The sequence below is a fragment of the Nocardia sp. NBC_00565 genome (genome assembly GCF_036345915.1).
GTDB lineage: Bacteria > Actinomycetota > Actinomycetes > Mycobacteriales > Mycobacteriaceae > Nocardia.
Window position 1 is genome coordinate 7,710,116 of record NZ_CP107785.1, and the last position, 19,545, is coordinate 7,729,660.

Annotated in this window: 19 protein-coding genes; 7 read left to right on the forward strand and 12 right to left on the reverse strand. The window is 63.3% G+C overall.

Going from position 1 to position 19,545, the window contains the following annotated elements; translation table 11 throughout:
- Positions 1-99: 99 nt before the first annotated feature.
- The 3 genes from OG874_RS35565 to OG874_RS35575 form a co-directional block, all read right to left on the reverse strand.
- A complete protein-coding gene (locus tag OG874_RS35565) occupies positions 100-381 on the reverse strand; it encodes a hypothetical protein (RefSeq protein ID WP_330251422.1) in 282 nt (93 codons plus the stop codon).
- Between the two features lie 228 nt (positions 382-609).
- Complete coding sequence (locus OG874_RS35570; protein WP_330251423.1) at positions 610-1,227, reverse strand: hypothetical protein; 618 nt, start codon at positions 1,225-1,227, stop codon at positions 610-612.
- Positions 1,228-1,243: 16 nt separating this feature from the next.
- Positions 1,244-2,413, reverse strand: a complete 1,170-nt coding sequence (locus tag OG874_RS35575) for a hypothetical protein (protein WP_330251424.1) — start codon at positions 2,411-2,413, stop codon at positions 1,244-1,246.
- A 125-nt stretch (positions 2,414-2,538) separates the two neighbouring features.
- Between OG874_RS35575 and OG874_RS35580 the strand changes: the two genes are divergently transcribed.
- Genes OG874_RS35580 through OG874_RS35590 form a run of 3 tightly spaced genes read left to right on the forward strand, consistent with a single transcriptional unit; the run spans position 2,539 to position 4,981 of the window.
- Positions 2,539-2,871, forward strand: a complete 333-nt coding sequence (locus OG874_RS35580; RefSeq protein WP_330251425.1) for a hypothetical protein — start codon at positions 2,539-2,541, stop codon at positions 2,869-2,871.
- 26 nt (positions 2,872-2,897) lie between these two features.
- Positions 2,898-4,454, forward strand: a complete 1,557-nt coding sequence (locus tag OG874_RS35585) for a ParB/RepB/Spo0J family partition protein (RefSeq protein ID WP_330251426.1) — start codon at positions 2,898-2,900, stop codon at positions 4,452-4,454.
- 14 nt (positions 4,455-4,468) lie between these two features.
- The gene (locus OG874_RS35590; RefSeq protein WP_330251427.1) at positions 4,469-4,981 is read left to right on the forward strand and encodes a hypothetical protein; all 513 of its coding nucleotides are present in this window, start codon (positions 4,469-4,471) and stop codon (positions 4,979-4,981) included.
- A 186-nt stretch (positions 4,982-5,167) separates the two neighbouring features.
- Here the strand turns inward: OG874_RS35590 and OG874_RS35595 are convergent, their stop codons facing one another.
- Complete coding sequence (locus tag OG874_RS35595; RefSeq protein ID WP_330251428.1) at positions 5,168-5,581, reverse strand: hypothetical protein; 414 nt, start codon at positions 5,579-5,581, stop codon at positions 5,168-5,170.
- Between the two features lie 483 nt (positions 5,582-6,064).
- On the opposite strand from OG874_RS35595, the gene mobF reads away from it, so the two are divergent.
- On the forward strand, positions 6,065-11,470 hold the full coding sequence (mobF, locus tag OG874_RS35600; RefSeq protein ID WP_330251429.1) for a MobF family relaxase: 5,406 nt from the start codon (positions 6,065-6,067) through the stop codon (positions 11,468-11,470).
- 319 nt (positions 11,471-11,789) lie between these two features.
- Positions 11,790-12,788, forward strand: a complete 999-nt coding sequence (locus tag OG874_RS35605; RefSeq protein ID WP_330251430.1) for a GNAT family N-acetyltransferase — start codon at positions 11,790-11,792, stop codon at positions 12,786-12,788.
- Between the two features lie 106 nt (positions 12,789-12,894).
- Here OG874_RS35605 and OG874_RS35610 read toward each other — a convergent pair whose 3' ends face one another.
- The 7 genes from OG874_RS35610 to OG874_RS35640 form a co-directional block, all read right to left on the reverse strand.
- Positions 12,895-13,134, reverse strand: coding sequence for an SAM-dependent methyltransferase (locus OG874_RS35610; RefSeq protein ID WP_330251431.1), 240 nt, complete (start codon positions 13,132-13,134; stop codon positions 12,895-12,897).
- Positions 13,135-13,202: 68 nt separating this feature from the next.
- Positions 13,203-13,541, reverse strand: coding sequence for a hypothetical protein (locus tag OG874_RS35615; protein WP_330251432.1), 339 nt, complete (start codon positions 13,539-13,541; stop codon positions 13,203-13,205).
- 319 nt (positions 13,542-13,860) lie between these two features.
- Positions 13,861-14,817, reverse strand: a complete 957-nt coding sequence (locus tag OG874_RS35620; RefSeq protein WP_330251433.1) for a nucleoside hydrolase — start codon at positions 14,815-14,817, stop codon at positions 13,861-13,863.
- A gap of 68 nt (positions 14,818-14,885) precedes the next feature.
- Positions 14,886-15,323 carry a hypothetical protein gene (locus OG874_RS35625; RefSeq protein ID WP_330251434.1) on the reverse strand — a complete coding sequence of 146 codons (438 nt, stop codon included), beginning with the start codon at positions 15,321-15,323 and terminating at the stop codon, positions 14,886-14,888.
- Positions 15,323-15,775 (reverse strand): DUF4254 domain-containing protein, encoded by a 453-nt coding sequence (locus OG874_RS35630; RefSeq protein WP_330251435.1) that lies wholly within the window; start codon positions 15,773-15,775, stop codon positions 15,323-15,325. The genes OG874_RS35625 and OG874_RS35630 overlap by 1 nt, the downstream gene beginning before the upstream one ends.
- Before the next feature lie 3 nt (positions 15,776-15,778).
- Complete coding sequence (locus OG874_RS35635; protein WP_330251436.1) at positions 15,779-16,249, reverse strand: hypothetical protein; 471 nt, start codon at positions 16,247-16,249, stop codon at positions 15,779-15,781.
- 160 nt (positions 16,250-16,409) lie between these two features.
- The gene (locus OG874_RS35640) at positions 16,410-16,706 is read right to left on the reverse strand and encodes a hypothetical protein (RefSeq protein WP_330251437.1); all 297 of its coding nucleotides are present in this window, start codon (positions 16,704-16,706) and stop codon (positions 16,410-16,412) included.
- 162 nt (positions 16,707-16,868) lie between these two features.
- Here OG874_RS35640 and OG874_RS35645 point away from each other — a divergent pair, with 162 nt between their 5' ends.
- Both OG874_RS35645 and OG874_RS35650 read left to right on the forward strand, forming a co-directional pair.
- A complete protein-coding gene (locus OG874_RS35645) occupies positions 16,869-17,729 on the forward strand; it encodes a DUF5753 domain-containing protein (protein ID WP_330251438.1) in 861 nt (286 codons plus the stop codon).
- Between the two features lie 13 nt (positions 17,730-17,742).
- Entirely contained in the window at positions 17,743-18,105 is a 363-nt protein-coding gene (locus tag OG874_RS35650; protein ID WP_330251439.1) for a DUF397 domain-containing protein, read from the forward strand.
- 423 nt (positions 18,106-18,528) lie between these two features.
- Here OG874_RS35650 and OG874_RS35655 read toward each other — a convergent pair whose 3' ends face one another.
- Positions 18,529-19,272: a histidine phosphatase family protein gene (locus tag OG874_RS35655; RefSeq protein ID WP_330251440.1), complete on the reverse strand. Its 744-nt coding sequence runs from the start codon at positions 19,270-19,272 to the stop codon at positions 18,529-18,531.
- Positions 19,273-19,545 lie beyond the last annotated feature (273 nt).

Here is a 19,545-nt window from a genome sequence, read left to right on the forward strand (position 1 = left end):
CGCGCTCCCGCAGGTCTTCTGGGTTCCCAGCGCGGCAAAGTTACCAAAGGCTCATGCTCGCGGACGCACCCTGACGGCTGGGGGCTCATATGCCCGCGTCTAGGTGGTCGATCGGGCTTCGATCTGGTCTATCGCAGCCAGAAGGGCATACCGGTCAGGTTTCCCTTGTGAATCACGACCGGTGGACAAGATTGAAATGGTCTGCCGTTCGACGGTGAGTACGTAGATGGGCAGGATGTCCTTGTGGTGGACATTGGCGACAGCGGTCCTCGCGGCAGCCGTGACCGCGCGCACTGCGCGGGGCCGGTCGTCGGAGTGGCCGTCCACGGTTCGTTCGGCGCCGGTACTGGTGATGACGGTCGTCAGAGCCCAAGTGATCATGATGTATCCATTCGTGGTTACACGCGGAATGCCGGATATCCGGTCGTCACCATCCTGGGTCTCGGGTTCTCTGCGTCGGCCGCGCTGTGGTGGATTGTGGATGAATCCCAGGGTTGTGGATAACGCGCGATCAGCCCGGCGGGCGGGTTGAGTTGGTTGACTCGCGGACACGTCGGGGGGAGTCGGCATCGCTGTGCGCTCTGCCGACTTCCGTCCTGAGATCACCAATCAGTACTCGGGCCAGCCGGTCCCTCGACGCTGGAGAGAGCTGTGATGTTTGTGCTTCCATGTGTCAGTGATCGGGTTGCGCGTGTAGCGCTCTCCATCTGGATAGACGGTGATGGCGAGCCGATGCGCGTGTACGAGCGCTTTGATGGCGCTGTTGAGGCTGGCTTGGTCCAGGATCTGGAAGGTGATCGGTGGGACCGTCAGCGAGACGTAGCTTATCGAGCGCCGAATAGCGAGGTGGTACATCCGTTCGATGGATGCCGCTCCCTGCGGTGTGCGCGTCCAGGTAATCGTGGCAAGGGCAGCTACGTCGAACGGAGACTCTTCGACGGCGGGCAGCGGAACACGCGGAAGCACGTCCATCATGCCCTGTCGTGCCAGACCGAACAGCCCCAGCATCATCTGCACCTGTTCTGCCGAGGTGAACGTCATAACGATCCTCCCCCAGCGCAGGACGATCCGTGCATCGGTTCCGTGGGCGCCGATGATGTCGATGGCGGTTTCTTGCTCTCCTGCGAGCATCGCGTTGACCGTGGTGACAATCCCCGCGATGCGATCGACGTCCGGGCGGCGAATCTGGCTGATCAGGTTCGGATTTGCGGTGCGCTTCTTAGTCATGATTCTGATTCCTCGATCACCAAGTGAGTTGAACGTCGGCCGGAGACCCGGTAGGCGCTGCACCGATATGAATTGACTTGGGGGCCAGCCGAGTTGAGCCCCAGAGGCGGATGATCGCGGCGTCGAGCGCCTGGGTGACGATGGCGTTGTCAGGCCACCCGTATGTGCGGCCGACGACGCGGCACCTGTCGGTAGCCTCGAACTGCGCGGTGAGCAAAGCGCTGACGAATCTCACGTATTCGGCTTCGTCGGCCCAGTCGTCGGGCAGCTCGGCCACGGCTCGGTGATCGCACCACCGCCGGGCATCTGCGGCCAGCGCAGCGGCAAAGTCAGGCGTGTAATAGGTGAAGTAGACCCGTTCTTCGCCCGTGTTCGTGAGGATGTGCAGCGAGCGGTTGTCGTTGCGGTATCGGATAATCCGTATGTCTGGCGACTGGGTCGCCCATAGGTTCAGACCCGTCAGATACGCGGCAGCAACCGAGGCTGGCACGTAGTCCAGGATCTTGAGTCGCCCGTTGGGCACCGAACCGAAGGTGTTGAGGCCGACGGTGATCCGATCTTCCGGCGTCGGCCCGAAGCCGATACTCGACAGGTTCGGGAAGGGCTGGCTGGCCTGCCATTCGGCCTGCTCCGACCAGTAAGCATCAGGGTCGGGCATGCCGAATGTGAGAGCTTGCGCGTCCTCGATGTATCCGTTCAGTTCTCGCATAGTTGCGGCCAGCGACGAGACGGTGGGAAGTTTCGTGTCTGGGTCCTCTGCGCCCATGCCATTCATCCGCCGCTGGCGTGCGACACGATCGCGGCAGGCACCGATGATGACGTAGGCGACCTCTAGCAAATCAACGAGCGAGTCTCCCTCTGCGACGATGAGCCACTGGCGATCTCGCCGACCGAGCCTGACTCGCATGCGGAATCCGAAGGCCGAGCTGTCTTGTTTCAGCGTGTACTCGAAGTCCAGATCCTCCGGAATCTGCTCGACGCGTTCGATGTCGAGGGACGCGCGGTCGACGTCGGGGGCGCCGACCCATTCTTCCCACGCGGCCACCGTCAACGGCGATCCAGCCTGCTGAGTTTCGTACACCCATCTGGCGATGAGTGGCAGTTGTCGCTCCGGCGCACCCAATGCCTGCAGGAAGGCTGCCTCCGTTCCGTGGAATTCCAACCGCGTAATCGATCGTGCAGTCATTTCCCCTCCTTGCCTGTGGTTTTCGGATGACCCCCATCCGACGATCTCAGTCTATCTACTAGACTAACTTCAGTCTAGTAGATAGACTGCCAGCATCAGATCAGCCACGAGAGGGAGGGACCGCAATGACCGGCCGCCGAAAGTCCAGCAAGACAACCGTTTTCGCGAAGCTGCGGAGCGGACTGCGCCGAGCGCGTGGAAGGCATCAGAAGGGACTGGTCCGCGCCACTCGATGCGCGTGCGGATTCGCCCGGATCGTGATGGACGACCCCGCCGTCAATCAGGTTCTCGATCAACGACTCCGACTCGTGAACGAGCTGGTGTTGGACATGTATCAGGCAGCACTGACCGCTCAGGGGCGCGCAGTCAGTGAGGCCGAGCGCGAATTCGCAAGGGCGCGAGCACATGTCGCGACATTGCTGGGCCTGTGCGCCAACTGCGACACCAGCCACCGCTGAATCCGACCGAGAAAGGCACTCATCTGATGACGAAAACCACGATTACTCAGACTCGCCTGGTCGATCCGGCGACGCTCAAGCTCACCAAGAACATCCGCCAAATCCGCCGATCAGAGCGCTACAAGAGGATGGTCCGGTCCGTCCGCGAAGTCGGTCTGTTGCAGCCACCGGTCGTTGTCGAGACCGAAGGCGGCGAACTCGAGGTCAGGCTTGGACAACATCGCACATTGGCGGCAGTCGAGGTCGGCCTGACCGAGATCCTGGTGTTGGTCCTTGATGCCACTGGCGGCGACCTTGTGCGGATGCTCCAGCAGTACGCGGAGAACAAGCACCGCATCGAACTCACCCGCGAGGAGGAGCTGTCCACGTTCGAGCAACTGTCGATGTTCGGCCTGAGTGCCGACCAGATCGCCCAGCGGACAGTCAATGAGGCGACCGTGGTGAGCAAGTCGTTGAAGGTCGCCAGCTCGCCGGACAAGCGCAAGAAGTTCGCCACCGGCGAATGGACGCTCCAGCGTGCCGCCGCCTTGCTCGACTTCGAGGATGACCCCGAAGCTACACGCGAACTGCAATGGGTGGACGAACGCAGGGTCGAGGAGCGAGCCGCGTCACTGCACAGGAAGCGCGCGGTCAGACTGGCTCGCGCCGAGGCGTCCGAACCCTACGAGCGGATGGGCCATCCCGTGCTCGACGCCAAGCCGTGGGGACAAGACCCGCCGTTCGCCTTGCATCGGTTACGCACGAAGGACGACGCCCCTGTCACCGCCGACCTGATCGACCGCGCACATCTGGCGGTGTATCTCGATGATGACGAGCAGTACTTCCACCGAACGACCGGCGAGCGCTTGGCGATCCAGCAAATCGACTGGGGCAACGACGATTCCGATGACGACGAAGACGAGGAGGCAGACGAGTCCGACGAGGGCATTTCGGACTCGTCCGACGCTGATAGCCCGCAACCTGCCAAGGTCCCGTTGGCTGACGTAGAACCACGTCTGGCGTGGACCCCTGTCTACTTCTGCACCGACCCGGCTGCGTACGAGTTCACCGTGAGTGGTCGCAAGCTGGAGTCGGCCGAGGAGAAGAAGGCGAAGAACGCCAAGGTCCGAAGCCACAACGCGGCGTGGCGCGAGGAACAACCCCGCCGGATCGAATGGCTCCGGCGCTTCCTGGAAAGGCCCGAAGAACCGGTCGGTGCCCCGGAGTTCGTCACTTATGTCATGGCCAACTGGCCCGATGAAATCGCGCACGGCAAAGCACATTCGCTGACCGGGCAGTTGCTGACCGGACACGAGGCGCACCGCCTCTACAAAGACGGCTCCACCCTGAATTCGCACATCGAAAGCGCTTCAGCCGCACGCCAACACATGATGCAGCTCGCGATGGCCATCTGCGGACTCGAAGCGGCTATGACCGAATGGGCATGGCGCGAAATCAAGCGCCGCAACGTCTATTTCCTGCGCTTCATCGCCTCGCAGGGCTACGAGCTGAGCCGGATCGAACGCATCGCGTGCGGGGAAGAAATCCAACTTCTCCCGGCGCAAGAGACCACCACACCAGGCCCCGCTACGAGCGCCGCGTAGCAAGGAGAATCGCAATGACAAAGTCAAATCGTCAGTCACACAACCTCTCTCGTGACGAACTCCTTGCAGATGCCAAGGATCGGAGCACCGAAGAACTGGCCTACTCCCTGGATCAGATTGGCGAACGCCAGTACCTCACCGAGGCAGAGCGCCTGCATCGCAAGGTCATCATCGAAACTCTCTGCCAACGCCACCACGAGATCTCCACCGCGTACAAGGAATGGTCATCGAACCCGACGACGATGCAGAGAGCCGACGAGGTGGTCGGTGCCGCCGCTTACCTGGTGGCCTTCCGTCGGATCGAAGACAGAATGATGGGCGCTGCCTCGTTCTCCGAACTGACCGACGACGACCGATTCGTGATCGAACGCGCTGTGGCAGTGGCGCGAACCCGCCTCGCTGTCGTCATCGACAAGCTGGGAGCGTTGCCATCCAAGGACGATCTTCGCTATCTGGGTCTCTACAACGCGCGCCATGAGCTGTCCAGCTTCATCGACCTTTGGTCGTCAGCGCTCGACGACGAATAGCGAGTTGTCCGAACTGCAAAGGGCGCGCCGCCGCAGTGGTGGTGGTGCGCCATACGGACTCGGGCGTTATCCCCTACTGGCGTAGCTGCTCCGGTCAGCGCAACGAGCCTGCGAATAGTGCGGCGCGCCGGGACCTTCGATGGTCCTGGCGCGCCGCACTATGTCGTTCACCGTCCTGCACCGCGATCAGGAGGCCGTCCCTTGTGGAAACTGGGGACCAGCGACCTCGGTGGCCGCAGATTCGCCAGGGGAGGCCGCAAACGGGGCATCCGATTCATCGGAGGGAATACCTTTACGCACCTTCTCGGGGCGCGCCGGTTTCCTGATGGCGTTGGCATCGTCGACGCGCGCCACCAGCTTGATCAGCCTGTTGACCTCCGCCACGGGCCAGTCGAGGTGTGCGGCGATCTCGGCCGGTTTCACACCTCTCCCCCGTACCCGGTCTAGGCACTCACCCTGCCGGTGTTCGAGTTCCTCGACCACCGAGCAGCGATGTACGGCGATCTGCTGGCTGACTTCGAGTGCGGCGAGAAGGTCGGTCTCGGTGTCTTTGTCGCGTTGTGCTCTCGCGTCACGTTCTTCGCGGCGGCGGCTGATCATCCGCTCTCGGATGTGCTGTCGCCCCTTGATTGCCGGTTTCCGTCGTTCGGCCATCATGGCCTGTCCTTCCCCCGGAACAGGCATTAGGAGCCCGGCCGGTGAGTCGTGTAGCTGCTACTACCTACATCCCCACTCACCTCCATCCACTATGCCGCCTCCTACGGGATCGCGCACGCGACGCTGCCCAGCCGATTTCCCGTCACCTGGCGAGAGACGTTCGTAGGTGGCGGTGATTCCCGCGATCTCTCCCCTCTCGGTCGCCCGCGCGCCGCTGCGCGGCGCGCGGGCGTGGATGGGTCCGGCCCCGACCCATTTGGCCCATCTACCTCGTCAATCAATCGCAATCACGTCGTGAAGCACCATCCGTGTACATGATTCGGCACCTTCCTGCTATCGCTTCGCTCTCGAATCCACCACACCCAACAGCCATACACCTCTTGCACCAACGGTAACTTTCTGATAACGGGGCGTAGCCTGGATTCTGTGGCTGCAACGATCCACAAGCTCACTGCTGGAAAGGGTTTCACGTACTACCTCAAACACGTTGCTGTTCACGATGCGTCCCAGACTGGCAAATTCGCTCTCGCTGACTACTACAGCGCCCGTGGCGAGTCACCGGGATTGTGGTGGGGCATGGGGTTAGAGGCATTGGGGCTCACCGCGGGCAGCGAGGTGCGCGAAGACCAGATGCGTGCCTTGTTCGGCGAAGGAGTGCATCCCGAGGCCGTACGAATCGGCCAGGAGACCTTCCGTGCCGAAATAACGCGCGGAGCGAAACCGAAGGATGCGAAACGCGCTGCACTGGAGGCGATCCGGCTCGGCGCTCCGTTTGCGGTGTATACCGCCGCAGGAACATTTCGCGAACGGTGCGCTGAAGAGTTTGTGCGGCATAACCGATCTCGCGGTCTGAAGTGGTCAGTACCGATACCTGACGATGTACGCGCCGGTATCCGGACCCGCGTAGCGGTCGAGATGTTCACTGCGGAGTACGCCCGGGCACCCGCCGACGAACGTGAACGGTCAGGCTGGGTGGCACGCAATTCGCGTCCGAAAACCAGCGCAATCGCCGGGTTCGACGTCACATTCTCCCCGGTCAAGAGTATTTCTACGCTATGGGCTGTAACGCCGGGACCGATCGCCGCCAAGATCGAAGCGGCCCATCACGGCGCGGTCGCTGATGCGCTGCGGTATCTCGAAGAGCGAGTCGCCTACACGAGGCTGGGCGCACGCGGGATTCGCCAGGTCGACGTCCAAGGACTGATATCCACGGCGTTCACTCATCGCAGTAGCCGGGCCGGCGATCCGGACCTTCATACCCATCTGGTGATCAGCAACAAGGTTTGTGTGCTCGAAACCGCCGAGCCCGAACACGAACTGGCTGGGGGCACACCGCGCCGACAGCAATGGCGCACCCTCGACGGACGGATGCTGTTTCGAGCGCTGGTCACAATCAGCGAAATCTACAACACCAGAATCGAAATGCGGCTGGAAGAAGCTCTCGGCCTGGAGTTCGCCGCACGTCCCACCACCGACCCCGACAAGCGACCAGTACGGGAAGTCGTCGGAATCGACCCATCACTAATGGAGCGCTGGTCAGCACGTGCCGCCGTTATTACAGCCCGATTGGGCGAGCTCGCGACGACCTTCCAATCAATCCATGGGCGCGAGCCGACCGCAACCGAGATGTTCCAACTTGCGCAGCAAGCGACACTCGAAACCCGCCAGGCCAAACCGGATGCGCGTTCCAGGGCCGAAGAACGGGCGGATTGGCGGGCCGACGCCGTCGATGTACTCGGCGGCGATGGAGCGATCGGCGCCATGGTCTACGCCGCACTACACCCACGCCGCCGAGCGCGGCCAATCATCGACGCTGACTGGATCAGTCGCACCGCGGACCAAGTAGTCGCCACCGTCTCCGATGAGCGCGCGACGTGGCAGATGACCCATGTGCGCTCCGAAGCCGAGCGCATTGTGCGCGGCCAGATTCCGCCGTCGCGGTGGGGCGAAATCACGGACGTAATCGTCGCAGCAGCTCTCGGGCCGAGACGGTCGATCGCAATCAGGGAGCCCGACCGCCTCCATGCACCCGCTCCCTTGCGCCGTCTCGATGGCAGCAGCGCCTACACGATGGCCGACTCTCGGCTTTACACCTCGTCACGAATTCTGGCAGCCGAAGCCCGCCTCATCGAGATGTCCCAGCGGACCGGCGCCCGGACAGTGTCCGAGATCACGGTCAGCACAGCGCTTTTGGAATACACGGCCAACAATCCGGACCGACCACTGAAGGCAGGCCAAATCGGCCTAATCCGAGGAGCAGCGACGTCCGAACAGCGTTTCCTACTCGGGATCGCACCAGCAGGATCAGGCAAAACGACTGCAATGCAGATACTGGCCCAGGCGTGGAGCGCAGAGAACGGCACCGTAATCGGCCTCGCACCCAACGCTGCTGCCGCCGCCGTTCTCGGTGAGAAGACCGGCGCCCCGGTAGCAACGATCGACAAAATTACTCACACTCTCGATCAACACACGCCGTCGCTGTACCGGTTGCCCGATGATCCGGCCGCTCCTCGCCCCCTCGTGCCGGGATGGATGCGAGCAATCGGACCAGACACGCTGGTGATCATCGATGAAATCGCCCAGGCGGGCACATTCACCTTGGCGCGTGCAGTGTCGTGGTTGTTGTCACGCGGTGCCACCGTGCGCGGGATCGGCGACCACCAGCAGTTGGCCGCCGTCGCGGCCGGCGGAGTGGTGCGAGACATCATGACTATCCAAGAACCTCTGACTCTCACCGAACTCGTCAGGTTCCGTGACGAGACGGAAGCCGCAGCTAGCCTGGCACTTCGCGACGGCGACGCCTCGGCGCTTGCATTCCACGCCGACCACGGACGTATCCATGTCGGCGCACCTGACACCGTCGCTGATTCCGCCTACCGTGCATGGGCGGTAGATACCGCCGCGGGACGCGACGCCGTAATGCTGGCACCGACCCACGAGATAGTCGCCACACTCAACTTGCGGGCTCGTACCGATCGACTTGCCCGAAGCCGCATCCCGATCGGCCGAGAAGTTGAGCTGTCGGACGGACTTCTAGCCTCCGTCGGCGACATCATTCGTACCGGTGAGAACAATCCCAGGCTTCGAATCAGCCGCAGCGACTACGTACGCAATGGGTATCGATGGGTCGTCACGGCAGTAGGCCCCGACGGCAGTGTCGAGGCGGTGCACCTGCGGGACGGCCGCAAGCTTGGACGCCGCGTCGTGTTGCCATCGGAGTATCTGCGTTCGGCGGTGTCTCTCGGCTATGCGGGCACGATCGACTCCGCGCAGGGGACGACCAGCGAGATATGTCATGGAGTTCTGCTTGGCGGTGAAAGTCGCCAACAGCTCTACGTGATGGCCACTCGCGGCGCGCTGGCCAACCATATCTGGATCGCGACGACCCTCGACGGCACCAATCAATCGCTCCTGACTGAGCGGGCGGCAGTACCCCGTACCGCAATCGAAATCCTGATCGAAATCCTTTCGCGCGACGGCACACAGAAGTCGGCAACGACAATGCAGCGCGAAGCGATGGACCCACTGATCCGATTCGGCCCGCTCGTCGACACCTACACCGATGCACTCGGCGCACTTGCCGAGCACGCCCTCGGCCCCGCTGCTCTCGAACACATCGAACGGTCGGCCGCACGACTCCTACCAGGACTGACCGATGCTCCCGCCTGGCCGACGCTACGTCAACATCTCGCGACCGTCGCCGTGACCGGCGACGATCCCGTCGCGGCCCTCGATCGCGCGATCTCCTACCGTGACTTTGACGACGCTGTCGATGTGGCCGCCGTACTGGATTGGCGCCTCGACACGACGGGTAACCATTCGACCGACACCGGGCCTCTTCCATGGCTTCCAGGCATCCCGTTACAGCTGCGTACCGCGCCCGACAACGACCAGTTCTTCGGCGAACTCACAGATCGGCTTACCCTACTCACCGATCGAATCCGCACGATTTCGTACAACTGGACATCGACCACTGCGCCGCGATGGGCTTCCGCGCTGCTCGATCTCGACCGCGACCTGGTCGCCGACCTAGCGGTGTGGCGGGCCGCCCGCCGTGTCCCCGACACCGATCATCGCCCGATTGGTCCCAGCGCTGTCCCGAACCGCCAACGCACCTACCAGCACGCCCTCGCCGGTCGCGTGCGAGCCATGGTCGGTGCCAGCAACCGCGCCGCCTCCCGATGGGCCGGGGTCGCCGACACGATCAACACCCGAATCGCCGATGATCCATACTGGCCAGTGCTCGCCGAACACCTCGACAGCATGCATCGTGCGGGCATCGACGTACCCACTCACATGACTACCGCGGCCAAGCTACGTCCCTTGCCGGATGAACAACCCGCAGCCGCTCTCTGGTGGCGGCTTCATCGACACCTCAACGACGCTGGAATGTACGCGACCGGGTTGGATCTTCACCGACCGCAGTGGCTTTCGGAACTTCGGGAAATCCTGGGCACCGCGCTCGCGACATCACTCATCGATGATCCAGCCTGGCCGCGGCTCGTCACCGCTGTCGAATCTGTCGATCCAACAGTCTGGCGCCCCCACGACTTGCTGTCGGTCGCAGCGACCCTCATCCACGATAACCAGCTCGAGCCATCGGACGATCTCGAGTCCAACGGACTGTGCGATGCTCTCGCCGCCCGAATCGAGGCCATCCACCACCACACTGCGATCAGCTTCGTCGATGTCGCCTCGGAGCCATCCAGCCCGGAAGACGACGAGCGTGCCGCAGCAACTGTCGGGGTCTTCGATCCAGAGGCCAATCTTGCGCCGCCGCACATGCCCACGGAGTCTCCTTCACCGAGCTATCCCGCCAGCGCGCCGGCCGACACTGACGAGGACTACCTCGCCGCAGTCATCGGAGTCGCGACTACCGATGACGACGAGTGGCATTTCACCGAAGACCCTGTCGAGATGGCGCAGAACTGGACGATGGAACAGCTGCGCCGATACGGAGCCGCAGGACTGGAGAAGTGGAAGCCCGGTGCCCGCTACCCCGACCTCACCCCGGCACAGCGGGTTGCGCAGCTCACCACGGATATGGCCGAACAGCAGAGAGTCCTTGACCAGGCGACGGACGCGTTGAGGAACGGCACCAGTCCCAATATGAAACTGGGCATGTCGTATGTGCTCGGACTACGCGCACGATCAGACGCCCAGCGGCCCTTCCGCATCGCCGCCGAAGATGCGAACCAGGAGTGGATCGAGGCCGATCGCCAGGCCGAATTGAACGACACCAGATATCGCGATCTAGTCGCCGAAGTTGCCCGCGACACAAGTCATCTCGATCATGCAGACGAGCTCGAAGCGCTGGCGAAAGGTCTCACAGACGGTCCACTCAAGGACGCGGTTGCCGAGATTATCGGTGGCCTTCGTGCGCAGACTGCCGACGGCGGGACGTTGATCGCCATGCAACACGCCAAGTTCATTGCTGAGAACTCTGCCGCCATCGCCGAGGAAGCAGGCGCCAAGGCAGCCGAAGCGCGACAGGCGCTGACGAACATCGCCGGGCCAGAAGGCCCGGTCACAGAGCTCGCCATCATCGAAGCCCGCTTTATGGTCGAGGATGTAGATCAGCTCGCCGTCGACACCGCGAAGCTCGAACTGGAACGCACGCAGCGAGAGTTCATTCATGCCCAACGGCAACTTCGTGCGGGTTCTATAACTGAGGGTGAAACCGAGGCGGCAGAATCTAACGGTCACAATTCCGCGACCGACCTCATCGAGGCGGCGATCGGTGTCGAAGTGCAAAGCTCGGTCAGCGAGCCAGCAAGTTCCGCTCCAGTCTCGCGTGTACCTGAAACCGGTTCGCCCACATTGGATCTGTGATTCAACCAGCGATGACGGTTGGCCCATGACGTTTTGCGACATCAAATCACCCGGTGTTCTTACATGAGGTTCGTAATGACCTTCTACCTCAGCAGGTGTTGGCACTACCGGATCGGTGGTTGTCCGGAACCGGACCTGCCAGGCTGTCACGGTTCTGTCTGCGGCGATCTCGGCCAAACCGAGCATACCGGCTGGCTCTCGCAGTGACATCCGGCGTTGCCTTCCGTTTCCACAAGCAGTCGCCGAGAGGCCGCGCCCGCCGGCGCGATCGCGGCGATATTGCGTTGCGGCGATCGTCTGGACTGCGCAGGATCGGCGGATGACCATACACAAGGTGGGTGTGGACGAATGGCGGCTCGCGCGGGCGGTGCGCCTGGATGCGTTGGCCGAATCGCGTTGTGGTGTATTCGGTTCCGCCTTCGAGGTCGCCTCAGCGTGGGACGAGGGGCAATGGCGGAGCTGGATGGGCCGACAGGTGCTGTTCGTCGCCGAGGCCGACGGCTCCCTACTCGGATCGGCCGGCGGCCTCATCGATGACGAAGCACCGTCGGTGGCCTCGGTGTGGGTTTGCCCCGCAGCCCGCGGCACCGGGTTCTCGGATCTACTCGTCGGCGCCGTGGTCGACTGGGCCCGCGCGAACGGGCATCACCAACTGCGGCTGTGGTTCACGGAGGGCAACGCGCACGCTCGGGCGCTGTATCTCCGCCTCGGATTCACGAACACCGGCCGTAAGCGGCGGGACATGGATGACCCGTCGATCGCCGAGGTCGAGATGGCGCTGCCACTGATATCGGTCTCCCGCACGGCGTCACGGTCCAGCACGCAGTTCGACGTGCGGCTGCGGCTCCTCGGTCCGCACGACGAGCAGCAGTTCCTGGCGGTCCGCGCTCGTCTACACTCCGACGGGTTCGACTTCGCCAAGGACTATCGCAGCCCTTGGACGTCGTATCTGGACCGTCTCGACCGATCTCGGCGCGGCATCGACCTGGATCAGGGGGCGGTGCCGAGCACCTTCCTCATGGCCGAGGACGGCGCCGGGCAGATCATCGGCAGCAGCGATATCCGACATCACCTCACCGAGCGCCTGATGCACTGGGGCGGCCACATCGGCTACGTCGTCCCCGACCAACGCAGGCTCGGGTACGCCACTGAGATCCTAGGCCGAACACTACTTCTGGCAAATGATCTCGGCATCGATCGTGCTCGGATGACCTGCCGCAGCGACAACGTCGCCTCACGCCGAGTCATCACCGCCTGCGGCGGCGACCTCGACACCATCACCAGCGACGGAATCTGCCAGTACTGGCTGCCGACGTGACCCGCACAGAACCAGTCGCGCGGCTCGGCCGACCGTCTTGGCCCATCGCGGTGTACAGATCGACTGCGCGCCAAAGGGGCACGCTCGACGTACCGGTTGCCGCCGGTCAGTAGGTCCCGCTTTGTCGCACGCCCGCCTCGGCGGCCGGGCGCGTGGACTTGATGAGGAACTGGCGACCGAACCAGGCCACGGTCGTGGTGTCCGGCGTGACAGCAAGCATGCGATCGGCAACCAACCCGTCGACGTCGAAGTTGCCCTTGCCGACGAGCAGATAGTTGAACACCCGAGCACCGTTGGGCGTATAGGGGTCGACGCCCGTCGGTGATCGGCCAAAGCGCGGCACCACATGTCCTTCGACAGGGTGAGAGCTACGAGAATCCCGGCTGCGAAGTCGAAACTTCGATCGGCCGAGGTTCAGTTGCGTTGCTGCGCTTTCGCTGTGAGGCGCATCACCTCGCGGAGTCGGTTGGCGAAGTGTCGATCCCGCTCGGCGATCTCCTCCGGTGACAGTTCCGTCGTGAACCGTGAGGACGCTGGTGCCGGGTCGCTGGATGGGCCCGGTGGGAGTGCGACCGCGACATACTCTTCGCTGAGAATGTCGTTTGCTCGGTGCAGAACTCGGCACTGCTGTGGGCAGGAATGGTGGATGCCCATTGCGCGAATCGCGTCGTCGATGCTGAGCGGTCCGGGGTCGGTGAAGCAGTCCTCCAGGCCGGTGCCGGTGCGGGGTTCCGGTGGGATTGCGGCGCTCATGACACCGGCCGCACGACCGGGACGCTGTCATCAACGATGCGCCACTCGCTCCACTGGCACGGGCGTGCGTCCCAGGTGAGGTGCGCGCCGATCTGGTTGTCGGCGACCGGCACCGACCCGCACAGCAATGCTGGGCATGCGACCCGGATCAACTGGATGTCAGCGTCGAATTCGGCCCGGCCGCAATCGGCATGGAGCCGGAGGTACCCACCTCGGTCCGTGGAGATCCCGATCGGGATTGGGCGGCAGCGAGATTCCGCCATCACCGGGGTCATCGTTGAGGTCGCCTGCGGGTGGTTGTGCGCCCATCGTCGCCCGTTCACGCGCTCACCCCCGCGTGCATCCATTCGAGGAACCTGGCGTAGTCGACGTTGCATGTGACCTGCATCGCGCGCCCATCGGGGTCTCGGTAGATCCGGGCGTCGCGTTCGATCCGTATCCGCTCGGGGCGGAAGGTGACGAACGGCAGGCCCAGTGCGGCGCTGAGGGTCAGCGGGTCGTGCATCCAGCTTCCGGACCGACGCAGGAACCATGCGTCGAAGTTCGCGGCCAGCAACCGCGCCCACTCGGGCGCGGTCGATGATCGGAGTCGGCGCAGCATCGCAGAGTCGTTGGTGACCTCGATGGTGGAGGAGTTCGTGAAGTCCGACAGGACCAGGCGTGGCATGCGGATCAGGCGCAGCGCGAGCCCCGCCGAGACGGGATCGGTGTGGAAGTTGTGCGAGGCGCGGGTCTTGTCGCGGTAGCAATCCAGCCAGCCACCCATCTGTGTCACCACCATCCGCTCCGCAAGATCGGGGACAGAGGACAGGACGACGGCGAGATTGGTCATCGGGCCCATACCGATCCAGAAGATCGGCCCGGTCGTGGTAGTGCAGAGCCGGGTGACCGCGTCGACGAGGCCATCGACCGCGTTGGTGAGGTCATCGGCATGGCCGGGAGTGTCATCGGGTTGGGACGGAGGTTGATCGAGGTAGCCGTCCATCAGGAACCGGTGCTCCCCGCCGAGGTCGATTCCCGCAATGACGGCGACGTCGTGGCGGCCCATCGAATCCAGCGCACGACGAGCCAGCTGCGCGCGCCGACCGCGGGTCTCGTCAGCGGTGATGACCGCGAGATCCGGTAGCGTCCGCGCTGCTATCGCCAGCGCCACGAAATCGTCTGGGTCGTATGCGATATCGGTATCCAGGATCACCAAGCCGTTCAGCGGGCTGGTCCCGAGCCGTGCCAGGTCCTTCGGCGGTTGCTCGTCGGGATGTTGTGGGTTATCGAACATGGGCGGTGCGCTCCTTTTTCACGAGGCCGTTCGGAATGTGGAAGGAAATGCGTTGGGGACAGTCCTCGTCACCATGGCGTGGTGAGCTGGGGTAGTCGGCGGATGCCGCGAGAGAGGTCGTCGGCGAGATCTCGGTAGGCATCGCCCAGCTCGTCGAGTTGCACGCAGGAGTCGTAGAACAGACCGGGAGGGGCGGCGGCCAAAGCCATATAGGTTTGCACCGTCAGCGCAGCGAGCTGATCGACCACCTGGCCCATCGTGTGGGTATGCACCTTCGCGGCCGGGAACGGCACCGGCGTTGCCAGCCGCACCCAGTCATCGACGACGCCCATCAACTGTGCGCGATGCCAGTCAATGTCCTCGAGCTGGCACCACGGGGTGTGTTCGCGGGTCTGATGCAACACGGCAAGCTCACCCGCCGCGTCCAGCATCGGATGATCGGTGATGCACGGGAATCCCCTGCAGGCGGCCAGGATCGAGTCCTTGGCCGGTAGGCCGGTCGCCATCAACTGCGTTCCTCCAGAACAGGCAACCGGCGAGACCGGTGCAGGACTTCGGTGGTCAGGTCGGTGTAGGCGTCGACCAGCTCGGCCAGGTGCGACCACGCCGCGTGCACGCGCGGTCCGGCCGGGTCGAGAGTCATCAACAGGTGATAGGCGTGGATCAGCGCAGCGGCCATACGGTCGATGACCGCGCCGATGCCCTCGGTGTGCAGTGCCGCGCCAGGGCGGGGTTGTGGCAATCGAGCGGCCACCCACTCATCAATCACGCCGACGAAACTCGCCGTGCCCACCTGCGACAGCTCCTCGAGCTCGGGTTGGGCGAGCAGATCCGTATACATCGATCCCAGTTCGTGGGCGTACTCGTCCAGCGGGTGCTGGCCGACGTGGTGACCCCGGATCGCCGACAGCAGTTCTTCACCCGAGGGGAACGACAGATCCTCGGCTCCCTGGTCCATGGGTCATCGCCTCGACGGATACGCGGCCTGCTGCTCGAACGCCACGCTCAAGGCCGCGCTCAGCAGCTCCGCGCGTGAGATGAACGGCAACGGGCTGGGCACGGGAGCTGGTGACCAGTACCAGCCCAGTTGCGCATCCGACATCGGCAACCAGACGCGCGTGCCGATCTCCGTGACTATGATCTTGTGCCGCTCAAGCGCCGCGACACCGCGATAGCCCAATGGCCTGCCCGGACCGACGCTGACCGGGAACACCCGCGTCCGGCTCCGTGCGTGAACGATCACGGGAGGCGGTGAGGTGGGGACGAAGAACCGCTGTACGGCCGAGCCCAGCTGCGCCGGCATGGTTACCACGCCAAGGCGATCGGTCGTCGTGAAGCACACTTGGTGGCCCAGCTGTTCAGCAGGCACCCCGTAGCGGACTCGGTACAGATGCCGAACCTCGTGGGCACTGTGACACGCTTGGAACATCACTGTGCCTCCGTGTATCGGCCATTCGGTTCCGTGACGACCGCTAGGTGCCCGGCACCGGGCGGCAGTCGTTCACTGAGCGCGCGAGCATCTAGACGGTCGTGCGCGGCCCCTCGACAAATCATGGCAATCTTCGACGGTCGCCTCGCAACCCCCTGGCCCATCACCGCAAACCACCCACACGCCACAGCCCGCGCCGACGATCGCTTGGCGGTGGCGGCCAAGTGCATTCCGATGTCGCCATACCCGCCAGCTCAAGCGTGGTGAGTCCGACGAAGTCGGCCAGCAACCCGACAGTCGCGACCGCTTCGGCCGCTTGCATCGCAGCTGTGGCCTGCTCGATGCTCAGCGTCCGGCCCGGCAGGAACGAAACTACCCAGCCGCCAAGGCCGACGCTCTTCGCTTGATGTCCTGTTTGGTCGCTGGTCATATGCGACCTGCCGACTACCTGCACCGCCATCGCTCCCCGATCCCTTCAGCAAACACTGAAGCAATGCTTGAACTGTGATTTTGTGTACGATGAGGATACGATACTTGACTCAAGTGCGGAAGACATGTGGATCGCGAATCTGAAGGCATCTGTGCTGTACGGTGAGAGCGACCCACGACGAGAAGGAGCGGGATGCAAACGACATCTCCCACGGTCGCCAACTGGGATCTGATGAAGCGCATCCGTGACCGCGCTGCACTGCGAGGCGTGACCGCGAAGGCGCTTGCGGGTGCGCTGGCCTTCACTCCGCAGTACATCTCGCTGCTGATGAACGGCAAAGGCGTTCTCGCGAACGACAAGCTGGAGATCCTGATCAAGCTCTTGGAGTTCGACAAGGTCGAGCGCACCGAGATGCTTGACCTGCGTGAGATCGCCAAGGAGCCGCGCCCGTACGCCAAGTACTCGGGTCTTTTCGACGACAACCTCATGCGGTTCTACGGCCTGGAGGCTGGCGCGCACAGCATCCGGACCTTCGAGCCCAACGTTGTGCCCGGCCTGTTGCAGACCGAGGATTACGCCAGGGACCTGATCAGTTCAACGGTCACGATCAGTCTGCCGACCGAGGTGGATCAGCGCGTCGAAGTTCGCGCCGCACGAGGACACCTACTCACCGGTCCCGAGCCGGTCGGCAAGCTGTCAGTGGTGATGGGGCAGGCGGTACTGATGCAAGAAGTCGGTGGACCCGAGATTCGTCACGGGCAGCTGCGCTATCTGCACGACCTGATAGAACAGCACCCTGACCGGCTGGACCTGCGGATCGTCCCGTTCGAGGCCGGAGGGGTGGTGGCGAGCCTCAACTCGGCGACCTATCACCTTCTCGACTTCGAGTCCGGGCGGTTACCGACTCTGGGCTGGATCGACTCTGCGCTCCGGGGCGAGATCATCGAAGCACCCGAGGACGTGAACAAACTCGCCTACAAGTACAAACAGGTGCAGGCAATTGCTCTCGGCCGCGAGGAATCCTTGCAGCTGATCGATAAACTCGCACGTTAGATAGGCTGAACAGGTGAGCGCAATCAAGCGGAAAATCAGTTCGTACAGCGGTGGAGAGAATACCTGCGTGGCGGTCGGCCACGACGGTAACCTCGTGCTCATCCAGGACAGCAAGCAGGACGCCGAGTACGCAGACAACCCGGCAGAGCAGCCCTCGATCGTCTTCGAGGATTCGAATTGGCCCGCCGCCCGAGATTTGGCCCTCAGCGCCTCTACTGGCGAGGTTCAGGGCGCGGTCGCCATCGAACTGCATGCCGATGGCGCAGCGACCTTCCGTGGAATCGATGCGCGCGACCAACCGGTAAAGTTCGAGTTCGATACCGACGAGATGGACGCGTGGACCAAGGGCGTCGCGGACGGCGAGTTCGACCACTAACCCACGCCCGAGGGCCCGGCACGGCGCGAATGCACGTCATACCGGGCCTTCGTCGTTGATGGGCGGGCCACTGATGCCGATCTTGTCGGTGCCTGCCTATAGCGTGACCGGCGCCGGAGACCTCAGCACTCCCTGGACCCCGCGGTCTCCGCCGCTTCAACCGTTGCGCCCCCTCTGAATCAGATTCAGCAGTGCAAACCCTTCTTCAAATCCACCTTCAGCGGGAACCAGACCGGCGTCGAGGTCGCAAACCGGCGCAATTCGGTGCTCATCCGCGCGACAGCAAATACACCAGCCCCGCAGACAAGCAACCGATCGTGTCCGTTCCGCTCGCACTGTAGGCCGCATGCTGAGCAGCAGCTCCGGTGAGCTGGATGAAGGTTTGGCCCACCGACTTGAGATCGGCCGGCCGCCAACTCACCGTTATGGCCGCAGCTGTGCCGTCGAACAGGGATGGGACACGCACTCCTGACTCACTAGATGACAGGCGTCGTTGAACGCCTTCAGCTCCCATCGCCGCCGGTCGTCCTCTGGGGGGCTCCATGGGAGGCGGCCTTCGCGCCAGATAATCAGGCCCGTGTTCTCAAGCGCCGCTGTGGCGAGAGTTTGGCTGCCTGCTTCCAGGCGATAGAAGTGATTCAGCGAGGCAATGCCGGTTTCCCAGTGTCCGACGATCGCGATTGTTTCCCCCTGATGGCGTGCGATGAGAGTTGTCAACATTGTGCTGGTGGCGTCGAGGAAGCTGGTCCACGATTCAGCACCGGGCGCAATCGGGTGGTGCGGGTGGTCAGCCGGAACGGCGCCGAACTCTGCGACGACCTCCGCCCATGTCCGGCCTTCCGCGCTGCCGAAGATCGGACCGCGCAATAGCGGATCAGTACGTACCGGCATCCTGAGCGCGTTGGCTACAGGGGTAGCGGTCTCTAACGCCCTTGCTACCGGTGTGCTGTACACGGCGGCGATCCGGTCGGGGTAGTGCAGCAGCCGCTGCGCGAGCAGGCGCACTTGTTCGTGCCCGTAGGAGGTTAGGCCCCGGCAGCTGTCGGTCCCAGCGATCGTGCCGGTCTCATTACAGTGGGCTTGCCCGTGCCGGATCAACAGCACAGTCGTCAGTGAGGCGGCGGGCTGGATGCTGGCCGACGTAGCGCCAGATGGTGGTGAAGACATCGAACTCCTAGGTCACGGCGTTGGCATCTAAGAATGCCCGCGGCTCACCAATCACCCGGCAAGCTGGTTTGCCCTGAGCGCCCTAGCGACAGTGGGGTCACAATGAACTAAAGATGGCACAGACCTGACCAATACCCCTGCCGAACGGGTGCGTCCACCACCGAGGTCAGAAACGGCACATCAGTCAGGATCTGCGGCAGTGCCACAGCGTCGATGTATCGCAGTTAGGGCACCTGAAAACGACTGGATCGGCCCACATACCATTGGTCCTGG

What these genes read in the sequence shown, in the direction of transcription:
- OG874_RS35615 (WP_330251432.1), bottom strand. Translation starts at nt 13,541, where the DNA reads ATGAGCGCCGCAATCCCACCGGAACCCCGCACCGGCACCGGCCTGGAG.
- OG874_RS35605 (WP_330251430.1), top strand. Translation starts at nt 11,790, where the DNA reads ATGACCATACACAAGGTGGGTGTGGACGAATGGCGGCTCGCGCGGGCG.
- OG874_RS35620 (WP_330251433.1), bottom strand. Translation starts at nt 14,817, where the DNA reads ATGTTCGATAACCCACAACATCCCGACGAGCAACCGCCGAAGGACCTG.
- OG874_RS35645 (WP_330251438.1), top strand. Translation starts at nt 16,869, where the DNA reads ATGCAAACGACATCTCCCACGGTCGCCAACTGGGATCTGATGAAGCGC.
- OG874_RS35570 (WP_330251423.1), bottom strand. Translation starts at nt 1,227, where the DNA reads ATGACTAAGAAGCGCACCGCAAATCCGAACCTGATCAGCCAGATTCGC.
- OG874_RS35625 (WP_330251434.1), bottom strand. Translation starts at nt 15,323, where the DNA reads ATGGCGACCGGCCTACCGGCCAAGGACTCGATCCTGGCCGCCTGCAGG.
- OG874_RS35580 (WP_330251425.1), top strand. Translation starts at nt 2,539, where the DNA reads ATGACCGGCCGCCGAAAGTCCAGCAAGACAACCGTTTTCGCGAAGCTG.
- OG874_RS35655 (WP_330251440.1), bottom strand. Translation starts at nt 19,272, where the DNA reads ATGTCTTCACCACCATCTGGCGCTACGTCGGCCAGCATCCAGCCCGCC.
- OG874_RS35585 (WP_330251426.1), top strand. Translation starts at nt 2,898, where the DNA reads ATGACGAAAACCACGATTACTCAGACTCGCCTGGTCGATCCGGCGACG.
- OG874_RS35565 (WP_330251422.1), bottom strand. Translation starts at nt 381, where the DNA reads ATGATCACTTGGGCTCTGACGACCGTCATCACCAGTACCGGCGCCGAA.
- OG874_RS35575 (WP_330251424.1), bottom strand. Translation starts at nt 2,413, where the DNA reads ATGACTGCACGATCGATTACGCGGTTGGAATTCCACGGAACGGAGGCA.
- OG874_RS35595 (WP_330251428.1), bottom strand. Translation starts at nt 5,581, where the DNA reads ATGATCAGCCGCCGCCGCGAAGAACGTGACGCGAGAGCACAACGCGAC.
- OG874_RS35590 (WP_330251427.1), top strand. Translation starts at nt 4,469, where the DNA reads ATGACAAAGTCAAATCGTCAGTCACACAACCTCTCTCGTGACGAACTC.
- OG874_RS35640 (WP_330251437.1), bottom strand. Translation starts at nt 16,706, where the DNA reads ATGGCGGTGCAGGTAGTCGGCAGGTCGCATATGACCAGCGACCAAACA.
- OG874_RS35630 (WP_330251435.1), bottom strand. Translation starts at nt 15,775, where the DNA reads ATGGACCAGGGAGCCGAGGATCTGTCGTTCCCCTCGGGTGAAGAACTG.